Consider the following 20199-nt stretch of genomic DNA (forward strand, 5'->3'; position numbering starts at 1 on the left):
GGCGATGGCGCAAGGGCTGCGGGCTCGGGTCTAATCGCAGCTTTTGGCACGCGTTCTCCTTCCCATGAGCTCTTCCGCCCCCGACCTTTCCGCGATCGCCGGTGCGCTGGCCGATGCCGCCGCCGCCCAGTCGATGCGCTACTTCCGCACGCCGCTGGACATCATCACCAAGGCCGACGAAAGCCCGGTCACGCTGGCCGACCGCGCCGCCGAGACAGCCATGCGCGAGATCCTCGGCGCGCGCGTGCCCACCGACGGCATCTTCGGCGAAGAGCACGGCCCCGAGCGGCTCGATGCTGACCGCATCTGGGTGCTCGACCCGATCGACGGCACGCGCAGCTTCATCACCGGCTCGCCGCTGTGGGGCACGCTCATCGGCGTGCTGCAGGGCGGTCGCGTGGTGCTGGGCATGGTCGACATGCCGGTGCTCAAGGAGCGCTGGGTGGGCGAAACGGGCAAGGGCGCCACGCGCGACGGCCAGCCCGTGCGCGTGAGCGGCTGCACCGAGATCGCCAAGGCCCGTATCGTGACCACCTCGCCCGACATCTTCTCGCCGGCCGACTGGAGCGCCTTCGACCGCCTGAGCCGCCAGTGCGCGATGCGCCGCTTCGGCGGCGACTGCTACGGCTACGCGCAACTCGCGGGCGGCACCATCGACCTCGTGGTCGAGACCGGCCTGCAGCCCTACGACTTCCTGGGCCCGGCGGGCCTGATCGAGGCCGCGGGCGGCGTCGTCACCGACTGGGAGGGCCGGCCGCTGGGGCTGAATCCCGACCAGCGCGTGATTGCGGCGGCCACACCCGAACTTCACCGACAGGCCCTGGCTGTACTGGCCGCCTAGACTGTCGGCATGTTCCGCTGGCTGATCGTCGTCGTCCTGGCGCTGGTGCTCATGAGCGGCCTGACCGCCTGGCTGCGCCGCTTCGGCTTCGGACGGCTGCCCGGCGATTTCGAGTTTCGCGCCTTCGGCCGCGACTGGCAGCTGCCGATCGCGAGCACGGTGGTGCTCAGCATGATCGCGGCGCTGGTCGCGCGGCTGCTCTGAGAAACGCCTGAGAAAGAAGAGAACCCCGCAATGAGAGCCTGCGTAGACATCGGCGGCACCAAGGTCGCCGTGAGCCTTTCCGCTTCGAGCGACGCGCCGCTGATCGGCCGCCGCAGCGAGCCCACCGCCAAGACCGGCAGCAACGACGCCGTGGCGGTGCAGATCCTGCGGCTCATCGACGAGGTTTGCGCCGAGCAGGGCATCGACCCGGCGAGCATCGACCGCGTGGGCGTGTCGTCGACCGGGCCCTTCGAACTGCACGACGGCATGGTCGAGCTGGCCACGCCCAACATCTGCGGCGGCATTGCCGGCCCCTCGCGCGGGCTGCCCAACAACTGGATGACGGCCATCGTCGAGGCGCCGCTGGCGCGCCGCTTCGCCCGCGTGCGCGTCGAGAACGACGCCGTGGCCGCGCTCGAGGCCGAGCGCCACTGGGGCGCGCTGAAGGGGCTCGACAACTGTGCCTACGCGACCTGGAGCACCGGCGTGGGCGTGGGCCTGTGCGTCGACGGCAAGGCGCTGCGCGGCAAGAACGGCAACGCCGGCCATGCGGGCCACAGCTTCGTGGTCGACGACGACAGCGGCGCGCTGTGCGGCTGCGGCAACCTGGGCGACGTGGAAGCGCTGGCGGGCGGCAATTCGATCGCGCACCGCTTCGGCCAGCCCGCGGCCGATCTGTTCACGGCCGCCGCGGCCGGTGACGCCGCGGCCCTCGAGAAGGCCGACGCGCTGTGCCGCGTGATCGGCCGCATGCTCTACAACCTGGTCATCACGCTCGACCTGCAGCGCATCAGCCTGGGCGGCAGCGTGTTCTGGCACCACCGCGATTTCGTGCTGCCGCGGCTGCAGGCGCAGGTCGACGGCAAGCTGCCGCCGCTCACGCGCGGCGTGCTGCTGGTGCCCGCCGGGCTCGGCGACAAGGTGGGCGACTACGCGGCCCTGGCGCTGCTGGACTGAGCCGCCGCGCGCGGCGCCCGCACCCCCGTCGCCGGCGGGTGCTTCTGCGCCGCGCAGCCTTCCTCGACGATCCGTCCGAGCCGCCTCAGCCCCGCATCGACCGCTTCGCTGAAGGGCCAGCCGCAGTTGATGCGCAAGTAATGGTCGAAGCGCGAGGCGTTCGAGAACTGCGCGCCCGGCGCCACCAGCATGTGCTCGCGCAGGGCGGCCTCGAACACCGCCACCGACGACAGCCGCTCGGGCAATTCCACCCACAGCTGGAAGCCGCCGCGCGGCAGGTTCAGCCGCGTGCCGGCCGGGAAGTAGCGGGCGATGGCGTCGGCCGTCTGGTCGCGCTGCGTGTGCAGGCGTTCGCGCAGGCGGCGCAGGTGGCGGTCGTAGCCGCCGCTGGCAATGATCTCGCCCGCGGCGATCTGCGCCAGCGCCTCGTTGTTGCGCGTCTGCGCGTACTTGAGCATTTCGACCTGCGCGTGCCAGCGCCCGGCCGTGATCCAGCCCAGCCGCAGGCCCGGCGCCAGCACCTTGTGCAGCGAGGCGCAATACACGACGTTGCCCGTGCGGTCCCAGGACTTGATGGCGCGCGGCGGCACCTCGGTCTCCACCAGGTCGCTGTAGGTGTCGTCCTCGACCAGCGCGATGCCGTGGCTTTCGCACAGCTGCACCAGCCGCTGCTTGTGGGCATCGGGCATCACGCTGCCGATGGGGTTCTGCAGGTGCGGCACCACCACCACGGCCTTGATGTCGTCGTAGGTGTGGATGGCCAGGTCGAGCGCTTCGAGCGAGATGCCGGTCTGCGGGCTGGTCGGAATCTCCAGCCCGCGCAGGCCCAGGCTCTCGAGCACCTGCAGCAGGCCGTAGAAGGTGGGCGATTCGACCGCCACGGTGTCGCCGGGCTTGGCGATGGCGCGCAGCGCGAGGTTCAGCGCCTCGATGCAGCCGTTGGTGACCAGCACGTCGTCGGGCGCCACCGTCATGCCCACGCGCAGGTTGCGCTGGGCCACCACCTGGCGGAACTGCTCGTGGCCTTTTTGCGAGGAGGCGGTGGTCAGCAGCTCGGGGCGCTGGCGCAGCGCGCGCGTCATCGCGTTGCGCAGCGCCTCGGCCGGGTAGAGCTCGGGGGCGGCGCGCGAGATCGCGAAGTTGAGCTTCACGTCGTTGAGGCGTCCGCGCGCCATGAAGTTGGCCATGCGCGTACGCATGTTGACGAACTGCGCCGGGTCGGGCGGCAGGCCGGACACGGGCTCTTCCATGGCCGCGATGGCCAGGCGCTGCGGGCGGCGCACGAAGTAGCCCGAGCGGTCGCGCGCCTCGACCCAGCCTTCGCTTTCCATGGCGCGGCACACCTGCAGCGCGGTCGAGAGGCTGATGTCGTGCAGCCGCATCAGGCTGCGCAGCGAGGGGAGCTTGTCGCCGGCCTTGAGCGAACCGGCGTGGATCGCGTCGACGTAGTGCGCCGCGAGCTGGCGGTAGAGCGGTAGCGAGTCCATGGGTCGATGTTCCCCGCATCGGGCATCCGAAAACAGATGCAGTTGACTGGGAAAAAGACCATAACAGATGGCGTGGCGGCCCGGCTGTTCCGGTCGCAATAGCCGTCGGGTGTGCCTGTTTTTCGGGCGGCGGAATTCCTACGATGAAGCCCACATCCACCCGAGGTCCGCCATGATCACCACCCTGTCCGAAGCCCCCGGTTCCATCGTCCTCGAACCCGGCCAGTCGCTGCGCACCGCCGTCGACGCGGGCGCCTGGCTGCAGCTGGCCGAGGGCCGCGCCCGCGTGGTGTCGCCGCCGGGCTGGCTGGGCGAGACGGTGTTCATGACCGAGACGCTGCTCGGCGAGGGCGACATGCACTGCGTGCCGCAGGGCGGGTGGATCGAGGTGTCGGCGGTGACGGCGGTGCACCTGCGGGTGCATGCGCCCCAGCGCACGGCCCGGGCCACGGCGCCGGTGGCGGCGCGGCCGGTGATGCGCTTCGTGCGCCTGCTGACGGGCTGGTGAGGTCCGGGGCAGGGCGCCTGCCCCGAACCAGAGCCCGAAGCCGCCGTCAGTTCTTCGGCAACTTCTGCGGCCGCTTCCAGTTGGCGAAGCTGACCTGCTTGCCGCGCGCCACGGTCAGCGCGCCCGGCTCGGTCGACTTGTTCACCGTCGAGCCGCCGCCGATGGTGCCGCCCGCGCCGATGGTCACGGGCGCCACGAGCACGCAGTTGCTGCCCACGTGCACGTCGGCCTCGATCACGGTGCGGTGCTTGTTGGCGCCGTCGTAGTTGGCCGTGATGCTGCCCGCGCCGTAGTTCACGCGCTCGCCCACCGTGGCGTCGCCCAGGTAGGCCAGGTGGTTGGCCTTGGCGCCTGCCGCCAGCGTGGAGTTCTTGACCTCGACGAAGTTGCCGATGTGCACCTCGGCGCCCAGCTGGGCACCGGGCCGCAGCCGCGCAAAGGGGCCGACCAGCGCGCCCGTGCCCACCGTCACGCCGGCCTTCTCGCCGTCGATGTGGGTGAAGGGATGGATCACCGCGCCGGCCTCGATGCGCGCGTTGGCAATGACGCAGTTGGCGCCGATGCGAACGCCTTCGCCCAGCGACACCGTGCCTTCGAACACGCAGTTGACGTCGATGTCGACGTCGGCGCCGCAGCTCAGCGTGCCGCGCAGGTCGAAGCGCGCCGGATCGGCCAGGCGCACGCCCTGTTCCATCAGCGCGTTGGCCTGGCGCAGCTGCCAGGCGCGTTCCAGGGCCGCGAGCTGGGCCGGGCTGTTGATGCCCGCCACCTGCAGCGCGTCGGTCGTGACATGCGCCACCACCGGCACGCGGTCGTCGGCCGCGAACTTCACGATGTCGGTCAGGTAGTACTCGCCCTGGGTGTTCTTGTTGTCCAGGCGCGCGAGCCAGCCCTTGAGCAGCCGCGCGGGCGCGGCCATCACGCCGCTGTTGATCTCGCGCACGGCGCGCTGCGCCTCGGTGGCGTCCTTGTGCTCGACGATGGCCGTCACCTCGCCACCGGCGCGGGTGCGGATGATGCGGCCGTAGCCCGTGGGGTCGTCGAGTTCGATGGTCAGCAGCGCGAGCCGCTCGCCGCCGCTGGCAGCGATGAGGGTGCGCAGCGTGTCCTCGGCGATGAGTGGCACGTCGCCCGACAGGATCACCACGGTGCCGTCGTCCGGCAGCTGCGGCGTGGCCTGCTGCACGGCATGGCCGGTGCCCAACTGGGGCTCCTGGCGCGCGAAGCCGAGCGCGGCGGCGTTCACGGCGGTGGCCTTGATCGCGGCCTCGACCTGCTCGGCGCCGTGGCCCGTCACGACCACGACATGGCGCGCGCCGATGCGCGCGGCGGTGTCGGTCACGTGGGCCAGCAAGGCGCGGCCGGCCAAACGATGCAACACTTTGGGCAGCTTGCTCTTCATGCGCGTGCCCTTGCCGGCCGCCATGATGACGACGTCGACCGGTCCCTGGTTGCTCTGCTGCGGAGTCTGATTCATGCGCTTTTCTTCCCGGATTCGTTGTGCTGGACTGGCCCGAATTATCGGTGTGCTGCTGTTGGCCGCTGCCCTGGGGGCTTGCAGCGCGGTCAAGCTCGCCTACAACAACCTGCCCGAGCTGAGCTACTGGTGGCTCGACGGCTACTTCGACTTCGACGGTGCCCAGACCCCCAAGGTGCGCGACGAGCTCGCCCAACTGCTGGCCTGGCACCGCCAGAACGAGCTGCCGCGCATCATCGGCCTGCTGCAGGAGGCCCAGGGCCTGGCGAGCGCCGAGGTGACGCCGGCCCAGGCCTGCCAGCTGGCCGATCGCGTGCGCGAGCGCCTGCTCGCCGTCACCGAGCGCGCCGAGGCCGCCAGCGCCGAACTGGCGCTGAGCCTGAGCGACGCGCAACTGCAGCAGCTCGAACGCAAGTACGCGAAGAACAACACCGACTACCGCAAGGACTGGCTCGACCGCAGCCCCGCGCAGGTGCAGGACAAACGCTACGACCAGTTCCTCGAGCGTCAGGAAGACTTCTACGGCCGCCTCACGACCGAGCAGCGCGCGTTGCTGCGCCAGCAGGTGGCGCAGTCGGTGTTCAGCCCGAAGCTGGCGTACGAGGAGCGGCGCCAGCGCCAGCAGGAGGCGCTGGTGCTGCTGCGCGGCTTCCTGGGCAGCAACGGCGGCCCGCGGGCCTCGCCGGCCGAGGCCCGCGCCGCGCTGCATGCCTACATCCAGCGCATCGCCGATCCGCCGCCCGGCCCCTGGCGCGACCAGCAGCAGGCGCTGCTGCAGGAAGGCTGCCGCAACCTGGCGGCGCTGCACAACACCACCAGCGCCACGCAGCGCGAGCAGGCGGTGCGGCGGCTGCAGGCCTATCAGGGCGACCTGCGGCAGCTGGTGGCCGCGCGCTGAGGCAGGCGGCGCCTTCAGATCATCGGCACCGGCCGCATGGGGCGCTCGAAGTAGTCGCCCAGCGTTTCGAGCGCGTGCGGCTCCAGGATGCGCAGCCAGCCGCCGTCGAGCTTGTACAGGCCCAGGCGCTGCAAGCGCCGCATCGTCTTGTTGGTGTGCACCAGCGACAGCCCCAACGCGTCGGCGATGTGCTGCTGGTTGAACGGAAACTCCACCCAGCCGTCGCGCACCATGCCCACGCGCTGGGCGCGGCGGTACAGGTGCATGAGCAGCATGGCCACGCGCTCGCCGGCGTTGCGGCGCCCGGCGGTGACGAGGTGGTCGTCCACCAGCTTTTCCTCGCGCGCCGCCAGCCAGGTGATGTCGTAGCCGAGCCGGGGCTGGGTCTGGAACAGCGCCCACAGCCGCTCGCGGGCGAAGGCGCACAGCGTGGCGTCGGTCACGGCCTCGACGCCGTGGGTCTGGCCGTCGGCAAACTCGTCCTGCAGGCCGATGAAGTCGCCGGGCAGCAGAAAACCCAGGATCTGCCGCCGGCCGTCGCTCAGGGTCTTGTAGCGGAAGGCCCAGCCTGCGTAGAGCGTGAACAGCTGCGGACTGGCGCGGTGCTCGTCGACGATGGTGCCGCCCGCCTCGACGCGCCGGGTGCCGCTGCGAAAGGACTGGATCGCCTCCAGCTGCTGCGCCGTCACCGGCAGGAAGGCCTCCAGACGCCGCAGCGCGCAGTGTTCGCAGGGGTTCGCACCCTGCGGCGGGGAGGCGGCAACGGGGTAGTCCTCGAACTTCACGCCGCACTATAGGCTGGCGGGGCTATGTCTTTTGACATTTCGGGGTGCAGGATGGCCCCCTAGACTCGAAACGATGTCCCCTTCTTGCACCGCATGACACCAGAACAAGCCTCTGCAGAACTCCTGTACGAATTCCTCTATTGCAGCCTGCTCGCCCCCGACCTGCCGCCCGCCACCGTGGGCGCGATCGTCACCCAGGCCCGCGCGCGCAACGCCGAGGACGGCATCTCCGGCCTGCTGGTGTTCGACGGCCAGTGCTTCTGCCAGCATTTCGAGGGGCCGCGCGAGGCGGTGCAGGCTCTGATGGCGCGGCTGCAGCGCGATCCGCGCCACGTGGCGCTCGTGGTGGTCCACGACGGCTCGCTGGCCGCCCGGCGCTACAGCGGGTTTGCGATGGGCCTGGCCGAATGCGAAGGGCCGGACCCGGTCTCGGGCCTGCGGGCCCTGCGCGGCGAGGCGGCGCTGGCGCACTTCCTGGCGCTGCGCGCCAGCTTCGACATCAGCACCTGACCGGCTGATTGACGGAAAACTGAAAACGACGGGCAAAGAAAAAGGCGGCCGAAGCCGCCTTTGTTCAGAAGAGCCGGGAGTGCAGGCGGTCGGTCAGACCGGGTCCCACACGTAGGTGGCACCGTAGCCATCCCAGGCTTCCATGACGATACGCTGGCCGGCGGCCACGGTGAGCGATTCGCCCGGGGCCAGCACGATGTCTTCGCTGGGGCCATGGGCGGTGGCGTCGGGCGTGACCCACACGCGGCCCTGCTTGACGCGCAGCACGCTCGCCGACCGCGCCTTCAGGCTCATCGCCTCGCCGGGCGCAATCTGCCAGGCGCCACGGCGCACGGCTGGCGGAATGGCCGCGGTGCGGGTGGAACGGGACAGGGAAGCGAGCGATTCGTTGGTGCAGACGGCGGTGGACATGATGAGGACTCCTTGGCTGATCCGAAGCGCCTTTGACAGACAGAGAGGTTGGCGCAGTTCGGGAATGAATGATCGTTTTTGCGGCCTTGGAGGTCCAATGAAAACGAGGTAGCCTACTGATGCGATTCCCGCATCAATCGGCCGGCCGCCGGGAACGCACACCAAAGTCATACCCATGCAACATTCGCAAACCCACCTGCGCTCCCGCCCCATTTCGGCGGGGCACCTGCGGGCCTTCGAGGCGGTCGCGCGGCACCTCAATTTCCGCGCCGCGGCCGAGGAAATGGCGCTCACCCAGTCGGCCGTGAGCCGGCAGATCCAGTCGCTCGAAGAGGAAGTGGGCGTGTCGCTGTTCCTGCGCCACACGCGGGCGGTCGAGCTGACCAGCGCCGGGGCGCAGCTGCTGTTGTCGGTGCAGCAGGCGCTGCCGCGCATCGACATGGCGGTGCGGCAGATCCGCCAGAGCGCCGGGCGCAAGAGCGTGGCGCTCACCACCTTTGCCTCGTTCGCCTCGATGTGGCTGATTCCGCGGCTGGAGGCCTTCCAGCGCGACAACCCCGAGATCGACATCCGCATCGACGCCAGCGACATCGCGGTCGACCTCGACGTGGCCGACGTGGACATCGCGCTGCGCTACGGCCCACCCGAAGGCATGCCGCCCGGCGCCGTGCGGCTGTTCGGCGAAACGCTGACGCCGGTGGCGAGCCCGTGGCTCATCAAGAGCAACCCGCCGATCAAGACGCCGGCCGACATCGCCCGCTTCACGCTGATCGAGGCGGGCGACGCGCACCGCACCCACCTGGAATGGCTCACGTGGCGGCGCTGGTTCGAAGTGAACGGGCTGGAGCGCGCGCAGCCCAAGCGCTGGCTCTATTTCAACTATGCGTACCAGATGGTGCAGGCCGCGCTCACGGGCCAGGGCCTGGTGCTGGCGCGCAGTTCGCTCATTGCCGAAAGCCTGGCCAACGGCGACCTGATCGAGGTGCTGCCGCAGCACCGGCTGGATTCACCGATGGCCTACTGGCTCATCTCGGGGCCGCGCAATGCGCTGCGGCCCGAGATCAAGGCCTTTTCCGACTGGCTGGAGGCGCAGGCCGTCACCACGCGCCAGACGATCGGCGAGGTGCCCGACCCCGACACCGTCGACAACCTCGACTGAGCCGGCTCAGGAGGTCGGCCAGACCACGCCGTTGTCGTTCAGTATGGCGTCCAGGGGCAGGTCGTGCGCCTCGGGCTCGAAGTCTTCGAGGAAGCCGTTCGTGAAGCCCAGCCCCACGGTGAACGGCCGGGGCTCGAGCGCTGCCAGCGTGCGGTCGTAGAAGCCGCCGCCGTAGCCCAGCCGGTAGCCGCCGGCGCTGTAGCCCACGCAGGGCACGAACAGCAGGGTCGGCACGATCAGCTCGGTGTCTTTGGGCTTGGGAATGCCGTAGGCGTCTTCTTCCATCTGGCAGCCCGGGTACCAGGCATGGAAGGTGAGCGTCTTGTGAACTTTGTCGATCACCGGCAGTCCGATGCGGCGGCGCTGCGTTTCTTCCATGAGTTCGCCGTCTTCCTTCCAGCGATGCAGTGCGGGCAGCGGGTCGAACTCGCCCTTGATCGGCCAGTAGGCGCCGATCACGGTGTCGGGCCGGCCGACCAGCCAGATCCGCATCACCCGCTGCAACAGGTCGGCCCGCGCGAGGCGGTCGGGCAGCGCCAGGCGTTGCTCGATGAGTGCCTTTCGCAGTTGACCCTTCAGAAAACTCGCCGTGGCCGAGGTGTCGGCATCCTTTGACTTGTCCATAATCCCCCGATGCAGTTCCCAAGCATTTTGGCATCCGCGCGCGCTCGTCAGCGTCGCGGCGCGCCCGCCCTGGTTTTTTCCGCCGTTCTCGCACTCGCCGCGCTGCTGTCGCAACAGCCCGCCGCCGCGCAGAACAACACCAACGACGACGTGCTGGTCCAGATGAAGCAGGCCTTCCAGCGCGGCGACAAGGCCCGCCTCACGGCCTTGCTGCCGCAAGCGCGCGGCCATGCACTCGAACCCTGGGCCGCCTACTGGGAGCTCAAGGCCCGCCTGCAGGAGGCCGCGCCCAACGAGGTGCAGGACTTCTACGCGCGCTACCCCAACACCTACCAGGAAGACCGCCTGCGCAACGACTGGCTGCTGCTGCTCGGCCAGCGCCGCGACTGGGACGGCTTCGCCTCCAACATCGCCGGCTTCCGCATGGGCGACGACGCCCAGGTGCGCTGCTACGCGGTGCTGGTCGACACGCTGCGCACTGGCACGGCCACGCAGGCGCAGGCCGACGAGGTGCGCCGCAACTGGTTCGCGCAGAAGGACAGCGACGACGGCTGCCTCACCGCCGCCGACCGCATGGTCGCGGCCCGCCTGATGACGACCAACGACGCCTGGAAGAAGGCGCGCCTGGCCATCGAGGCCAACCGGCCCGCCGCCGCGCGTGGCGCCGTCACCATCGCCGCACCCGATGCGCTGCCGCTGTTCGAAGAGGTGAATGCCAGCGCCGCCAAGTTCCTCACGGGCCGCGCCTTCGTGGCCGCCAAGTCGCGCAAGGAACTGGTGGTGCTCGCGCTCATCAAGATCGCGGTCGCCGACCCCGACCAGGGCGCCGCGCAGCTCGACGGCAAGTGGGGCCCGATGCTCTCCGCCGAAGAGCGCAACTGGGTCTGGGGCACCATCGGCCGCGCGGCCGCGAACAAGCTCTCGCCGATGGCCGTGAGCTATTTCGGCAACGTCACGAAGAACAGCGACCTGTCCGACGACATGCTCGGCTGGCGCGTGCGCGCCGCACTGCGCGCCAGCCAGTGGAAGGACGTCGCGCCCGCCATCAACGCCATGAGCGACGCCGCCCAGCAGGACCCGACCTGGGTCTACTGGAAAGCCCGTGCGCTGAGCAGCGCCGGTGGCGACGAGCGCCGCGCCCAGGCCCGCGAGCTGTACACCAGCATCGCCGGCACGCGCGGCTTCTATGAAATGCTGGCGCTCGAAGAGCTGGGCCAGCGCGTCGTGGCGGCCACGCGGCCCGCGCCGCTCACGCCCGAGGAAAAGAACGCCGCGCGCACCAACCCGGGCCTGCAGCGCGGCTTGCAGGCCATCGGCATGGGCCTGCGCTCCGAAGGCACGCGCGAGTGGAACTACGCCACCAACCTGCACGACAAGGGCGGCATGGACGACCGCGCCCTGCTGGCCGCCGCCGACCTGGCCTGCCAGCGCGAGGTGTGGGACCGTTGCATCAACACCAGCGAGCGCACCAAGGGCGTGATCGACGTCGAGCAGCGCTTTCCCATGCCCTTCCACGACACGGTGCTGCGCAAGAGCCAGGACATCGGCCTGGACCCGGCCTACGTCTACGGCCTGATCCGCCAGGAAAGCCGCTTCATCATGGACGCGCGCTCGGGCGTCGGTGCCTCGGGCCTGATGCAGGTCATGCCCGCCACCGCGCGCTGGACCGCCCGCAAGATCGGCCTGACCGACTTCACGCCCGGTCAGATCAACGACCGCGAGACCAACATCACCATCGGCACCAACTACCTGAAGCTCGCGCTCGACGACTTCGACGGTTCGATGGCGCTGGCCGCCGCGGCCTACAACGCCGGCCCGGGCCGCCCGCGCAACTGGCGCAACGGCCCGGTGATCGACGCGGCCATCTGGGCCGAGAACGTGCCCTTCAACGAGACGCGCGACTACGTGAAGAAGGTGCTGGCCAACACCACCAACTACGCCGCCATCATCAGCGGCAAGCCGCAGTCGCTGAAGGAGCGCCTGGGCCGCGTGGGCCCGCGCAACGCCAACGAGCCCGAGCCCAACAAGGACCTGCCCTGACATGAGCTGGCGCGACGAGGTGCTCGACACCGTCGCGTCCGAATTCTCGGACGCGGGCGACGTCGCGCAGCTCACGCGCATCTCGGTGCGGCTGCTCTTGGCAGCCGTGCTGGGTTTCCTGCTCGGCTTCGAGCGCGAGCAGCAGGGCAAGGCGGCCGGCGTGCGCACGCACATGCTGGTGGCCATCGGCTCGGCGCTGTTCGTGCTGATTCCGCAGCAGACCGGCATCGTGCCGGCCGACATGAGCCGCGTGATCCAGGGGCTGGTGGCCGGTGTGGGTTTCCTGTGCGCCGGCACCATCCTCAAGCAGGGCAAGGACGAATCCCACGTGCAGGGCCTCACCACCGCCGCTGGCCTGTGGATGACGGCCGCCATCGGCATGGCCTGCGGGCTCGGCCGCGAGGTCACGGCCGTGTTCAGCGCGCTGCTGGCGCTCGCGGTGCTGTCGCTGGTGCCGCGCCTCGTGGGCCTGATCGAGCGCGTCGTGAAGCCTGCCGCGAACACGGACGCCTCCGGCCCGCGCGTGATCGTCCCGCCCGAATCTCGCCAGGACGGCGAACGCTGAAGCGGCCCGCATCAATTCGCGCCGCCTTCGTCATCAATCGCAGCGCGCCGCCCGGCTAGCATCGACGGCTTTGCCCCGCATTCCCGCACTGACCCGGAGACCCTGACAGATGTCCAAGCTCTACATCGGCAACAAGAATTACTCGTCGTGGTCCATGCGCCCCTGGGTGCTCATGACGCAGGCCGGCATTCCCTTCGAGGAGGTGATGGTGCGCTTCGATTCGTTCGACGCCACCTCGCAGTTCAAGCACGTGATCGGCGCCATCAACCCCGTGGCCAAGGTGCCGGTGCTGGTCGACGGCGACCTGGCCATCTGGGACACGCTGGCCATCGCCGAGTACCTGGCCGAGCGCTTCCCCGAGAAGCAGCTGTGGCCCCAGGGCGTGGCCGAGCGGGCCCGCGCGCGCAGCATCTGCGCCGAAATGCACTCGGGTTTCACCAACCTGCGCGGCAACTGCCCGATGAACATCGAGGCCTCGCTGCCCGAGGTGGGGGCGCGGCTCCTGGCCGAGCAGCCCGGCGTGCAGGAAGACCTCGACCGCATCGTGCAGATGTGGACCGAGCTGCTCGAGACGCACGGCGGCCCGATGTTGTTCGGCGCCTTCACCATCGCCGACGCCTTCTTCGCGCCGGTGGGCATGCGCATCCGAGGCTACGGCCTGCCGGTGCCGCCGGCCATCGACGCGTACATCGCGCGCGTGGCGGCCCTGCCGGGCGTCGCCGCTTGGATCGACGGCGCCCTGGCTGAAAAAACCTTCGTGGCTTTCGACGAGCCTTACCGCACTTCGCGCGACTGAGGCCCGCCGGACCTCATCAGAACCGGTACGTCGCCGCCAGGTAGGTGACGATCGGGTTCAGCTTCAGGCTCGCCTCGCTGCGCGCCACCGGCAGGCCGGTGATGCTGGTCGTGGTGAGCTTGGCCTTGGTCTTCAGCGGGATGTAGGACACCGAGAACGACACGCCCCAGTGCTTGTCGAACTGGTAGGCCACGCCGGCGTTGAGCACGGGCGCGAACGAGCTGTCGAGCTTGGCCGTGGTGTTCACCGAAGACGGACGCACGTGAAACTGGCTGGCCAGCGCGCCCTGCAGGTTCGACGTGAGCTTCACGTCGCTGTACCAGACGTAGGTGGCGCCCAGGCCCACGAACGGACGGAAGGCGTCGTTGCCTTCGTTGAAGTAGTACTTGGCCAGCACGGTCGGGCTCCACTGGCGGGCCTGGCCGAGTTCGCCCACGCGCGCCAGCGTGCCGCTGCCGTTGAGCTTGAACTTGGGCGGCACGCCGAGCACGCCCTCGACGGCCCAGTGGGGGTCGATGAAGTACGCGACGTTCAGGCCCAGCGTGTCCGAGTTGGTGACGCTCGCGCCCGAGCCGGCCAGCACGCTGTGCACGGGCGAGGTCACGGTCAGCGGCTTGCTCGAATCCTGCGGCGACAGGTGGAACCAGCCGGTGCCGACGACCCAGTCGCCCGCGTTCTGCGCCATGGCGCTGCCCGATGCCAGGACCCCGAGTGCCGCCAATGCCAACGATGCTGTTGTTGTGAGTTTCTTCATAGCTGTGAATGCTCCTTGGGTGTTGAAAACAGCCCCGCGCACGGGGGCACCGGCCAGCGACCGGTGCTTCGCGCGACACGAATTTACGAACGGTCGTTCGCATCGCTCGGCGATTATCGAACGACCGTTCTTTTTGTGCAGGGAGAGTATCCCTACACTGCACTCATGAACATTTTTCTCGTCGGCGGTGCACTGCGCGACCGGCTGCTGGGCCGCCCCGTTTCCGACCATGACTGGCTGGTGGTGGGCGCCACGCCCGAGGCCATGGTGGCGCGCGGCTACCTGCCCGTGGGGCGCGACTTCCCCGTGTTTTTGCATCCGCGCACGCGCGAGGAGTACGCGCTGGCCCGCACCGAGCGCAAGAGCGCGCCGGGCTACCGAGGCTTCGTCGTGCATGCGGCGCCCGACGTCACGCTGGAGCAGGACCTCGCCCGGCGCGACCTGACCGTCAACGCCATCGCGCTGCCCGCCGAGCACGTGGGCGCCGACGGCAGCTTCGACCCTCGCCCCGAAACCCTGGCCGATCCCTTCCACGGCCAGCGCGACCTGCGCGACAAGGTGCTGCGCCACGTGACCGACGCCTTCCGTGAAGACCCGGTGCGCATCCTGCGCGTGGCGCGCTTTGCCGCGCGCTTCGACGACTTCACCGTCGCGCCCGAAACCATGGCGCTCATGCGCGAGATGGTCGCGGCCGGCGAGGTCGATGCGCTGGTGCCCGAGCGCGTGTGGCAGGAGCTTGCGCGCGGCCTGATGGAAACGCGCCCCTCGCGCATGTTCGAGGTGCTGCGCGACTGCGGCGCGCTCGCCGTGCTGCTGCCCGAGGTCGACCGGCTGTGGGGCGTGCCGCAGCCGGCGCAGCACCACCCCGAGATCGACACCGGCGTGCACCTGATGATGGTGCTCGACACCAGCGCGCGGCTGGGCGCCACGCTGCCCGTGCGCTTCGCCTGCCTGATGCACGACCTCGGCAAGGGCACCACGCCCGCCGACATGCTGCCGCGCCACATCAACCACGAGCTGCGCAGCGTCGACCTGCTGCAGGCCGTGTGCGAACGCTGGCGCGTGCCGGTGGAGCTGCGCGAGCTGGCCGAGGTGGTGGCGCGCGAGCACGGCAACATCCACCGCAGCGGCGCGCTCGACGCGACGCCGCTGGTGCGCCTGCTGGAGCGCTGCGACGCCTTCCGCAAGCCGGCGCGCTTCGCCGAGGCGCTGCTGGCCTGCGAATGCGACGCGCGCGGCCGGCTCGGCTTCGAAGACACGGCCTACCCGCAACGCCCGCGCCTGCTCGCGGTGCTCGCTGCGGCCCAGGCCGTGGCCACCGACGTGGTGGCGCGCGAGGCGCAGCAGGCCGGCGCCACGGGGCCGCGCATCGGCGAGGCGATCCACCGTGCGCGCATCGCGGCGGTGAAGGCCTCGTTGCCGGCCACGGCCGACTGAATCCCCGCCATCGGCGCACGCCGGGACTTTGGCCGACACGCGCCGCGTGCGAGCCGTGCTATGGTTTTTCCCAATGCCAAAGTCCTCCAGCAGCAACGTGCAGTTGCCACCTCCGCCGGGCCGGGACGCCGCCCTTTTTCTCGACTTCGACGGCACGCTGGTCGGCCTCGCCGCCACGCCGGAAGCCATCGAGGTGCCGCCCGCCCTCGTGCCCCTGCTGAGCGACCTGCGCGACCTGCTCGGTGGCGCGCTCGCCGTGGTGTCGGGGCGCCAGATCGATGCCATCGACCGCTTTCTCGCGCCGCTGCGGCTGCCCGCGGCCGGCGAGCACGGCGTGCAGCGCCGCGATGCCAAAGGCGGCATGCAGGAGCAGCGCCCGCCCGACCTCGTCCCGATCCTGGACGTGGCCAACGAACTCGCGCGCATCCACGAAGGCCTGCTGGTCGAGCGCAAGCACGGCGCCATCGCGCTGCACTACCGGCTCGCGCCGCAGCTGGAGGCCGTGTGCCGCGACGCGATGGCGCGCGCCATCGAAGGCCGTCCGCAGCTCGAGCTCATGCACGGCAAGTTCGTGTTCGAGGTCAAGCCTTCGGGCGTCAACAAGGGCCTCGCGATCGAAGCCTTCATGACCGAAGCGCCTTTCGCGGGCCGCACGCCGGTCTTCGCGGGCGACGACACCACCGACGAGAGCGGCTTCGCCGTCGTGCAGCCGCGCGGCGGCGTCGCGATCAAGGTCGGCGCCGGGCCGAGCCTGGCGCTGCACCGGCTCGAATCGCCGCGCGCGGTGTACGAATGGCTGGTGCAGGCGCGTGACCTGCTGGCCGCACCCGACCATCCCCAGACACCACCGAGGAGCCCCGCATGAGCGAACAACAACTGCCGAAGGCTCCGGAGGACCGCGCGGGCAACGCCCTGGCCGGCGCGGCGGGCCCCGACGACCAGGCGCCCGTCGACGCCGCGAAGGTGGCAGCAGCCCCGCCGCGCGGCTTCGCGCCGCCGGCCGAGCCCTCGCTCAATGTCGGCGTGATCGGCAACTGCGCCTACAGCGCGCTCGTCGATGCGCGCGCCCGCGCCGTCTGGTGCTGCCTGCCGCGCTTTGACGGCGACCCGGTCTTCAACGCGCTGCTGCACCCCGGCGAGGAGGCCGGCGCCTGGGCCATCGAGATCGAGGACTTCGCCTCCAGCAAGCAGTGGTACGAGCCCAACACCGCCGTGCTGCGCACGCAGCTGTTCGACAGCGCGGGGCAGGGCATCGAGATCACCGACTTCGCGCCGCGCTTTCACAGCCGCTCGCGCTACTTCCGTCCGCTCATGATGGTGCGCCGCGTGCGCCCCATTGCCGGCGCGCCGCGCATCCGCGTGGCGCTCGACCCGCGCTTCCAGTGGGGCGCCTCGGCGCCGACCGAGGTCACGCGCGGCAGCAACCACATCCGCTATGTCGGGCCCGACGTGACCTTGCGGCTGAACACCGACGCGTCGATCTCGCACATCCTGTCGCGCCAGCCTTTCGTGATCTCGCGCGAGTACAACTTCATGTTCGGCGTGGACGAGACGCTGCTCGAAGGCATCGCCGACACCGCGCGCAAGTTCGAGCAGGAAACCATCGCCTATTGGCGCACCTGGAGCAAGCGCCTGGCCATTCCCTTCGAGTACCAGGACGCGGTGATCCGCGCGGCCATCACGCTCAAGCTCTCGCTGTACGAGGACACCGGCGCCATCGTGGCCGCCATGACCACCAGTATCCCCGAGGCGCCGGGCAGCCAGCGCAACTGGGACTACCGCTACTGCTGGCTGCGCGACGCCTTCTTCGTGGTGCGCGCGCTCAACTCGCTGAGCGAAGTGGGCACGATGGAAGACTACCTGCGCTGGCTCGGCAACGTGGTGATCGGCTCGCACGGCGAGCACATCCAGCCGCTGTACGGCATCGGCCTCGAACGCGAATTGCCCGAGTCCTTCGTCGAGGGCCTGCCCGGCTACCGCGGCATGGGTCCGGTGCGCGTGGGCAACCAGGCGCAGGAGCACTTCCAGCACGACGTGTACGGCAACATCGTGCTCGGCGCGGCGCAGGCTTTTCATGACCACCGGCTGCTGAGCCGCGCGGGCGTGGCGGAGTTTCCGCACCTGGAGGCCGTGGGCGAGCAGGCGGTGCGCGTGTACGGCACGCCCGACGCCGGCATGTGGGAGCTGCGCACGCGCGCCCGCGTGCACACCAGCTCGGCGCTCATGAGTTGGGCCGCCTGCGACCGGCTCGCCAAGATCGCGCGCACGCTGGAGCTGCCCGAACGCGCCGCGTACTGGCACGGCCATGCGGCACGCATGAAGGAAGAGATTCTTGCCAAGTCGTGGTGCGAAGAGCGCCAGGCCTTTGCCGAAAGCTTCGGCGGGCACGAGCTCGACGCGAGCATCCTGCTGATGGTCGAGGTGGGCCTGATCGACGCGCGCGACCCGCGCTTCATCTCGACCGTCGACGCCATGGAAAAGTCGCTGTGCGACGGCCCCTACATGCGCCGCTACGAAGCGGCCGACGATTTCGGCAAGCCCGAGACCGCCTTCAACATCTGCACCTTCTGGCGCATCGACGCGCTGGCCAAGATCGGCCGCAAGGCCGAGGCGCGGCAGATCTTCGAGACCATGCTCGCCGCGCGCAACCCGCTGGGCCTGCTGTCGGAAGACACGCACCCGGTCACGGGCGAGATGTGGGGCAACTTTCCGCAGACCTATTCGATGGTCGGCATCATCAATGCGGCCGTGCGCCTGTCCGCTCCCTGGGATTCGTGCATATGAGTCGTCTCGTCGTTGTTTCGAACCGCGTGGCCGACCCGCGCAAGCCCGCCGCCGGCGGCCTGGCCGTGGCCCTGGGTGAGAGCCTGCAGCAAAGCGGCGGCCTGTGGTTCGGCTGGAGCGGGCAGATCGTCGAAGGCGGCCCCACGGGCGAAGGCGAGATGCACAAGCAGCAGGCCGGCAAGGTGACGCTGGCCACGCTCGACCTGAGCCGCGACGACCATGACAGCTACTACCTGGGCTACAGCAACGACGTGCTGTGGCCGGTGTTCCACAACCGCCTGGACCTGGCGCATTTCGATGCCGGCTTCATCGGCGGCTACCGGCGCGTGAACCAGCTGTTCGCGCGCAAGCTGATGCCGCTGCTGAAGGACGACGACATCATCTGGATCCACGACTACCACCTGATGCCGCTGGCCGCCGAGCTGCGCGCCATGGGTTGCAAGCAGCGCATCGGCTTCTTCCTGCACATTCCGCTGCCGCCGCAGATCATCATCGCGGCCATTCCGCAGCACGAGTGGCTGATGCGCTCGCTGTTCTCGTACGACCTGATCGGCTTCCAGGCGCAGCAGGACGTGCAGCACTTCGAGCACTACGTGCGCAACGAGGCCCATGGCGAATACCTGGGCAACGACATGTACCGCGCCTACGGGCAGACGGTGCGCTGCAACGCTTTCCCCATCGGCATCGACGTGGACGAGTTCGCGGCGCTCACGCACGCCAAGGAATCGCGCGACATGTACGAGACCATGAAGCGCGAGTACTCGAGCCGCCGGCTGCTGCTGGGCATCGACCGGCTCGACTATTCGAAGGGCATCCCCCAGCGCGTGCGCTCGTTCCGCGAGCTGCTGGCCAACTACCCCGAGAACCGCCGCAGCGCCACGCTGATCCAGATCGCCTCGCCCACGCGCGAGACGGTCGATGCCTACGCCGACATCCGCAAGGAGCTCGAGTCGCTGTGCGGCGCCATCAACGGCGACTACGGCGAGCTCGACTGGATGCCGGTGCGCTACATCCACCGCATGGTGGCGCGGCGCCGCGTGCCCGGCCTGTGCCGCGCGGCGGCCGTGGGGCTGGTGACGCCGCTGCGCGACGGCATGAACCTCGTGGCCAAGGAATACATCGCGGCGCAGGACCCGGCCGACCCCGGCGTGCTGGTGCTGTCGCGCTTCGCTGGCGCGGCCGAGCAGCTGAAGGAAGCGCTGCTGGTGAATCCGTACGACACGCACGGCACCGCCGAGACGGTGCAGCAGGCGCTGCAGATGCCGCTGGAAGAGCGGCGCGAGCGGCACCAGAAGCTGCTGTCGCGCATCCGGGCACAGGACATCCACTGGTGGCGGCGCACCTTCCTCGAAGCGCTGCGCGAGGCGGCGAGCGAGCGCTGATCGGGTCGGGAACCCGCGTCAGCCCAGCGGCACGCGGGCCCCGAACTTCGCGCGCTTGAGGCTGAAGAACGCCTTCACGTTGCGCACGTTGGCGTCGGCCGTGAACAGCCGCTGCGTCAGCGCGCCGTAGCCGGGCATGTCGCGCGCCACCACCACCAACACGAAATCGGGCCCCGGCGACACGCGCCAGCACTGCTGCACGGCGTCGTCCGCGATCACGCGGGCCTCGAAGGCGTCGAGCGCGGCGGCGTCCTGCCGGTCGAGCGAAATCTCCACCACCGCCTGCAGGCCGTGGCCCAGCACCGTGGCGAGGCGGTCGGGCGAGAGCAGGGCGACCTGGCGCTCGATGAGCCCTTCCTGGCGCAGCCGCTGCACGCGGCGCAGGCAGGTCGGCGGCGAGATGCCCACCTCGGCGGCCAGGCGCTGGTTGGTCTGCGAGGCGTCGTTCTGGAGCGCGTCGAGCAGCTTGAGGTCGATGGCGTCGAGAGAGATTGATTCCATATGGATTGAAATTATGGAATAAAACTCCATCTGCAGGTTTGAGTGAAATAAAAATCCAAAACTATGGAAATTTAGACGC

Annotated in this window: 21 protein-coding genes; 14 read left to right on the plus strand and 7 right to left on the minus strand. The window is 69.7% G+C overall.

Going from position 1 to position 20199, the window contains the following annotated elements:
• Positions 1–64: 64 nt before the first annotated feature.
• From hisN to AC1RAD_RS03805, 3 genes are read left to right on the plus strand one after another with little or no spacing between them, the layout of a single operon-like run.
• The gene (gene hisN / locus AC1RAD_RS03795; protein ID WP_492733974.1) at positions 65–841 is read left to right on the plus strand and encodes a histidinol-phosphatase; all 777 of its coding nucleotides are present in this window, start codon (positions 65–67) and stop codon (positions 839–841) included.
• Between the two features lie 9 nt (positions 842–850).
• Complete coding sequence (locus AC1RAD_RS03800) at positions 851–1045, plus strand: DUF2905 domain-containing protein (RefSeq protein WP_056575522.1); 195 nt, start codon at positions 851–853, stop codon at positions 1043–1045.
• Between the two features lie 30 nt (positions 1046–1075).
• Positions 1076–2002 carry an ROK family protein gene (locus AC1RAD_RS03805; RefSeq protein ID WP_062477915.1) on the plus strand — a complete coding sequence of 309 codons (927 nt, stop codon included), beginning with the start codon at positions 1076–1078 and terminating at the stop codon, positions 2000–2002.
• Here AC1RAD_RS03805 and AC1RAD_RS03810 read toward each other — a convergent pair.
• Positions 1975–3489 carry an aminotransferase-like domain-containing protein gene (locus AC1RAD_RS03810; protein WP_492733976.1) on the minus strand — a complete coding sequence of 505 codons (1515 nt, stop codon included), beginning with the start codon at positions 3487–3489 and terminating at the stop codon, positions 1975–1977. The two genes, AC1RAD_RS03805 and AC1RAD_RS03810, sit on opposite strands and share 28 nt — an antisense overlap.
• Positions 3490–3661: 172 nt before the next feature.
• Between AC1RAD_RS03810 and AC1RAD_RS03815 the strand changes: the two genes are divergently transcribed.
• Positions 3662–3997 (plus strand): hypothetical protein, encoded by a 336-nt coding sequence (locus tag AC1RAD_RS03815; protein WP_492733978.1) that lies wholly within the window; start codon positions 3662–3664, stop codon positions 3995–3997.
• A 46-nt stretch (positions 3998–4043) separates the two neighbouring features.
• Here the strand turns inward: AC1RAD_RS03815 and glmU are convergent, their stop codons facing one another.
• Positions 4044–5474, minus strand: coding sequence for a bifunctional UDP-N-acetylglucosamine diphosphorylase/glucosamine-1-phosphate N-acetyltransferase GlmU (gene glmU / locus AC1RAD_RS03820; protein WP_492733980.1), 1431 nt, complete (start codon positions 5472–5474; stop codon positions 4044–4046).
• Positions 5475–5523: 49 nt separating this feature from the next.
• Here glmU and AC1RAD_RS03825 point away from each other — a divergent pair, with 49 nt between their 5' ends.
• A complete protein-coding gene (locus tag AC1RAD_RS03825; RefSeq protein ID WP_492733982.1) occupies positions 5524–6372 on the plus strand; it encodes a DUF6279 family lipoprotein in 849 nt (282 codons plus the stop codon).
• A 14-nt stretch (positions 6373–6386) separates the two neighbouring features.
• Here the strand turns inward: AC1RAD_RS03825 and AC1RAD_RS03830 are convergent, their stop codons facing one another.
• Positions 6387–7157, minus strand: coding sequence for a Crp/Fnr family transcriptional regulator (locus AC1RAD_RS03830; protein WP_174543682.1), 771 nt, complete (start codon positions 7155–7157; stop codon positions 6387–6389).
• 93 nt (positions 7158–7250) lie between these two features.
• Here AC1RAD_RS03830 and AC1RAD_RS03835 point away from each other — a divergent pair, with 93 nt between their 5' ends.
• A complete protein-coding gene (locus tag AC1RAD_RS03835) occupies positions 7251–7667 on the plus strand; it encodes a BLUF domain-containing protein (RefSeq protein WP_492733984.1) in 417 nt (138 codons plus the stop codon).
• A 93-nt stretch (positions 7668–7760) separates the two neighbouring features.
• On the opposite strand, the gene AC1RAD_RS03840 is transcribed toward AC1RAD_RS03835, so the two are convergent.
• Complete coding sequence (locus AC1RAD_RS03840) at positions 7761–8078, minus strand: DUF2917 domain-containing protein (RefSeq protein ID WP_062477930.1); 318 nt, start codon at positions 8076–8078, stop codon at positions 7761–7763.
• Between the two features lie 175 nt (positions 8079–8253).
• On the opposite strand from AC1RAD_RS03840, the gene AC1RAD_RS03845 reads away from it, so the two are divergent.
• Positions 8254–9237 carry a LysR substrate-binding domain-containing protein gene (locus AC1RAD_RS03845; protein ID WP_062477933.1) on the plus strand — a complete coding sequence of 328 codons (984 nt, stop codon included), beginning with the start codon at positions 8254–8256 and terminating at the stop codon, positions 9235–9237.
• Positions 9238–9243: 6 nt separating this feature from the next.
• Here AC1RAD_RS03845 and AC1RAD_RS03850 read toward each other — a convergent pair whose 3' ends face one another.
• The gene (locus AC1RAD_RS03850; RefSeq protein WP_095743648.1) at positions 9244–9861 is read right to left on the minus strand and encodes a 5-formyltetrahydrofolate cyclo-ligase; all 618 of its coding nucleotides are present in this window, start codon (positions 9859–9861) and stop codon (positions 9244–9246) included.
• Positions 9862–9870: 9 nt separating this feature from the next.
• On the opposite strand from AC1RAD_RS03850, the gene AC1RAD_RS03855 reads away from it, so the two are divergent.
• The 3 genes from AC1RAD_RS03855 to AC1RAD_RS03865 all read left to right on the plus strand — a co-directional run bounded on the left by AC1RAD_RS03855 (position 9871) and on the right by AC1RAD_RS03865 (position 13262).
• Positions 9871–11901, plus strand: a complete 2031-nt coding sequence (locus AC1RAD_RS03855; RefSeq protein ID WP_492733985.1) for a lytic transglycosylase domain-containing protein — start codon at positions 9871–9873, stop codon at positions 11899–11901.
• A gap of 1 nt (position 11902) precedes the next feature.
• The gene (locus AC1RAD_RS03860) at positions 11903–12466 is read left to right on the plus strand and encodes an MgtC/SapB family protein (RefSeq protein ID WP_492733986.1); all 564 of its coding nucleotides are present in this window, start codon (positions 11903–11905) and stop codon (positions 12464–12466) included.
• A 109-nt stretch (positions 12467–12575) separates the two neighbouring features.
• The gene (locus tag AC1RAD_RS03865; protein WP_159273911.1) at positions 12576–13262 is read left to right on the plus strand and encodes a glutathione S-transferase family protein; all 687 of its coding nucleotides are present in this window, start codon (positions 12576–12578) and stop codon (positions 13260–13262) included.
• Between the two features lie 16 nt (positions 13263–13278).
• Here the strand turns inward: AC1RAD_RS03865 and AC1RAD_RS03870 are convergent, their stop codons facing one another.
• Positions 13279–14016 carry an OmpW/AlkL family protein gene (locus AC1RAD_RS03870; protein ID WP_492686266.1) on the minus strand — a complete coding sequence of 246 codons (738 nt, stop codon included), beginning with the start codon at positions 14014–14016 and terminating at the stop codon, positions 13279–13281.
• A 165-nt stretch (positions 14017–14181) separates the two neighbouring features.
• On the opposite strand from AC1RAD_RS03870, the gene AC1RAD_RS03875 reads away from it, so the two are divergent.
• The 4 genes from AC1RAD_RS03875 (at position 14182) to otsA (ending at position 19619) form a co-directional block, all read left to right on the plus strand.
• Positions 14182–15453, plus strand: a complete 1272-nt coding sequence (locus AC1RAD_RS03875) for a multifunctional CCA addition/repair protein (RefSeq protein ID WP_062477956.1) — start codon at positions 14182–14184, stop codon at positions 15451–15453.
• Positions 15454–15526: 73 nt separating this feature from the next.
• The gene (otsB, locus tag AC1RAD_RS03880) at positions 15527–16318 is read left to right on the plus strand and encodes a trehalose-phosphatase (RefSeq protein ID WP_492733987.1); all 792 of its coding nucleotides are present in this window, start codon (positions 15527–15529) and stop codon (positions 16316–16318) included.
• Positions 16315–18237 (plus strand): glycoside hydrolase family 15 protein, encoded by a 1923-nt coding sequence (locus AC1RAD_RS03885; protein WP_492733988.1) that lies wholly within the window; start codon positions 16315–16317, stop codon positions 18235–18237. Before otsB ends, AC1RAD_RS03885 begins: the two co-directional genes overlap by 4 nt.
• Positions 18234–19619: an alpha,alpha-trehalose-phosphate synthase (UDP-forming) gene (otsA, locus tag AC1RAD_RS03890; RefSeq protein ID WP_307583131.1), complete on the plus strand. Its 1386-nt coding sequence runs from the start codon at positions 18234–18236 to the stop codon at positions 19617–19619. The genes AC1RAD_RS03885 and otsA overlap by 4 nt, the downstream gene beginning before the upstream one ends.
• An 18-nt stretch (positions 19620–19637) precedes the next feature.
• Here the strand turns inward: otsA and AC1RAD_RS03895 are convergent, their stop codons facing one another.
• The gene (locus AC1RAD_RS03895; protein WP_139705322.1) at positions 19638–20120 is read right to left on the minus strand and encodes an Lrp/AsnC family transcriptional regulator; all 483 of its coding nucleotides are present in this window, start codon (positions 20118–20120) and stop codon (positions 19638–19640) included.
• Between the last annotated feature and the right edge of the window lie 79 nt (positions 20121–20199).

Source organism: Variovorax sp. GW823-FHT04B03 (assembly GCF_058796495.1).